A 2,462-nucleotide genomic window follows, 5' to 3' on the forward strand; every position below is an offset into this window, starting at 1 on the left:
GTGGCTGGTTCGTCTCTAGGCGATTACATTAAGCAAGTTCATGACGGCTATATGAATGTTGGTATCTTTGCACACAATATTGATGGCGATGACATCTTAACAGAATTGGATTGGGAGAAACGCTAATGGATAACGAATTAATGATTGTTGACCAATGGGGCGAGAAGTTTGGTGTCCAAGATTTAAACGATAAAAAATTTTTGGAAAATATCACTCCTCAACAGTTAGAAAATATTGCTTATCGAAAAAAAGAAATCGGTATAGCTTTCAAGAAAGTTGACGAGGTATTAAAAGAACGACTTCATCAAGGAGAACAATTCCCACACATTATCTTTTCCGAGACAAAGCGCGCCAATATCGACCAGTCGGAGCAAACAAAGAAGGCTTTTGTTAAGAAATATGGCTGGGATGCTGTTCAAGTAAAAACACCGAAACAGTTAAAAGAAAAGTATGGCGAAGATATTCAACCAGATTTAGACAAGGTAACTGTTTACACTACTAGCCAACGCCTTAAATATGAATGAGAGGTATATCAATGACTGAAAACTCTGTATTTAAAACATTGAGCGAAATTGATGTTAAAGATCACATCGATAAAAAGGGCAATTTCAGCTATCTATCTTGGCCATGGGCTGTATCTGAGGTGATGAAGCGTTATCCAGATATGACCTACAACGTTCGCAAATATGAAGGTGGACGACTATTCACTGGTGATTCAAAGACGGGTTACATGGTATCTACAGACGTGACGATTGACGGTATTAATCGTGAAATGTGGCTGCCAATTATGGACATGCGTAATAAGGCAGTTTTGAATCCAACTTCTACTGATGTTAATAAGGCTATCATGCGCTCGCTGGTTAAAAATTTAGCAATGTTTGGTCTCGGATTATATATCTATGCTGGGGAAGATTTACCAGATATTGAACCAGAAAAGATAAGTGCTAATCAAGTAAATGTGTTAAACAAAAAACTCAAAATAATTAAGGAAAATTCTGGAAAAGATGTAACAGATTTCGTCAATGAGCGATTAAATATTAAAGCTCTCGAAGAGTTAATTAGTCCAAATTATCAACAAGCTAATAAGATTATTGACGAATTGGTACAGAAGTCGTATGAGGTCAAAAATAGGCTAGCAGAAAATAACAATGAGGCGGTTGGATAATGATTAATCGAGTAGTCCTAACTGGACGTTTAACAAAAGATGTTGAGCTGCGTTATACGCAAAGTGGTACAGCAGTTGGAACGTTCACTATTGCGGTACAAAGGTCATTTAAAAATGAAAATAATGAGCGCGAATCAGATTTTATCGACGCTGTTATTTGGCGCAAAGCTGCTGAAAATTTTGCCAACTTTACGGGCAAAGGCGCATTAGTCGCTGTTGAAGGACGGTTGCAAACACGTAATTATGAAAACAATCAGGGACAGCGTGTTTACGTTACTGAATTGGTAGTTGATAACTTTTCATTACTTGAATCACGAGCAGAAGCTGATAAGCGTCGGGCGGAAAATGGACAGCAAGAACAGCGACAGTCAAATCAAACTGGATCCAATCAATTTGGCAGAAGTGAAGTAAATATCAGTGATGATGATCTGCCATTTTAATTAATTGGTATATGTGTAATTAAGGAGTTCTAAATGGAACAATCTTATTTTAATATCATCCCCCAAAAAGTGATGCAAGCAACTTTTAAAGATGGCACCAAGTTGAAGGCCGATGCAAAACTTCTGTATGGGATTATTAACTCGCTAACAAAAAAACATGGGTACTGCTCGGCTAGCAATGGATTTTTAGCTGAAACATACGGTTGTAGTGAACGAGCTATTTCTCGTTATATAGCTGATCTAAAAAAATTAGGTCTAATTAAAACTCATGTTAGTGATGATAACCATCGTCAAATTTGGACGTTGGAAACAATGGCTAGTAAAACAGATACCACGACAGAACAGTCTAGACCTATAGACAGAACTGGCGATGGGGTTAGACAGAACTGGCGAGACCCTATAGACAGAACTGGCGACAAATTAGTAAATAATATTAGTAAATCTATTAGTAAATCTAATAAAGATATATTGTCCGGTTCTGGCGAACCAGACCACACACCATACCCAGAAATAATTGATTATCTGAACGACAAAGCAGATAAAAAATTCAAACACAAATCTAGTAAGACCAGAAAGCTAATCAAAGCTAGATACAACGATGGGTTTGATTTAGATGATTTCAAGCGAGTGATTGACAACAAAGTATCAGAGTGGAAGGGTAGCCCAGACATGAATCAATATCTTCGCCCAGAAACACTTTTCGGGACTAAGTTCGAGTCGTATCTCAATCAAAAAATGTCTAGCAATCAAGAAAAGCAAAGTGATCTAGATAGATTAGCAGCACAGTATGGAGATTGGTAATGCAGGCAATTGGAGAAGCGTTAAAGCCACTAGATAAGCTGCCGCAAGTACAAGAA

At 37.6% G+C, this 2,462-nt stretch carries 4 protein-coding genes; all 4 read left to right on the forward strand.

Features of this window, described 5'->3' with window-relative positions; genetic code table 11:
* The first annotated feature begins 125 nt into the window (after window positions 1-125).
* From C7384_RS08015 to C7384_RS08030, 4 genes are read left to right on the forward strand one after another with little or no spacing between them, the layout of a single operon-like run.
* The gene (locus tag C7384_RS08015; protein ID WP_116585404.1) at window positions 126-524 is read left to right on the forward strand and encodes a hypothetical protein; all 399 of its coding nucleotides are present in this window, start codon (window positions 126-128) and stop codon (window positions 522-524) included.
* A gap of 11 nt (window positions 525-535) precedes the next feature.
* Window positions 536-1,165 (forward strand): Sak single strand annealing protein, encoded by a 630-nt coding sequence (locus C7384_RS08020; RefSeq protein WP_089940513.1) that lies wholly within the window; start codon window positions 536-538, stop codon window positions 1,163-1,165.
* Window positions 1,165-1,605, forward strand: a complete 441-nt coding sequence (ssb, locus tag C7384_RS08025; protein ID WP_089940510.1) for a single-stranded DNA-binding protein — start codon at window positions 1,165-1,167, stop codon at window positions 1,603-1,605. Before C7384_RS08020 ends, ssb begins: the two co-directional genes overlap by 1 nt.
* 33 nt (window positions 1,606-1,638) lie before the next feature.
* Window positions 1,639-2,406, forward strand: coding sequence for a conserved phage C-terminal domain-containing protein (locus tag C7384_RS08030; RefSeq protein ID WP_089940507.1), 768 nt, complete (start codon window positions 1,639-1,641; stop codon window positions 2,404-2,406).
* The last annotated feature ends 56 nt before the right edge of the window (window positions 2,407-2,462 follow it).

The sequence above is a fragment of the Convivina intestini genome (assembly GCF_003096575.1).
Taxonomy (GTDB): domain Bacteria; phylum Bacillota; class Bacilli; order Lactobacillales; family Lactobacillaceae; genus Convivina; species Convivina intestini.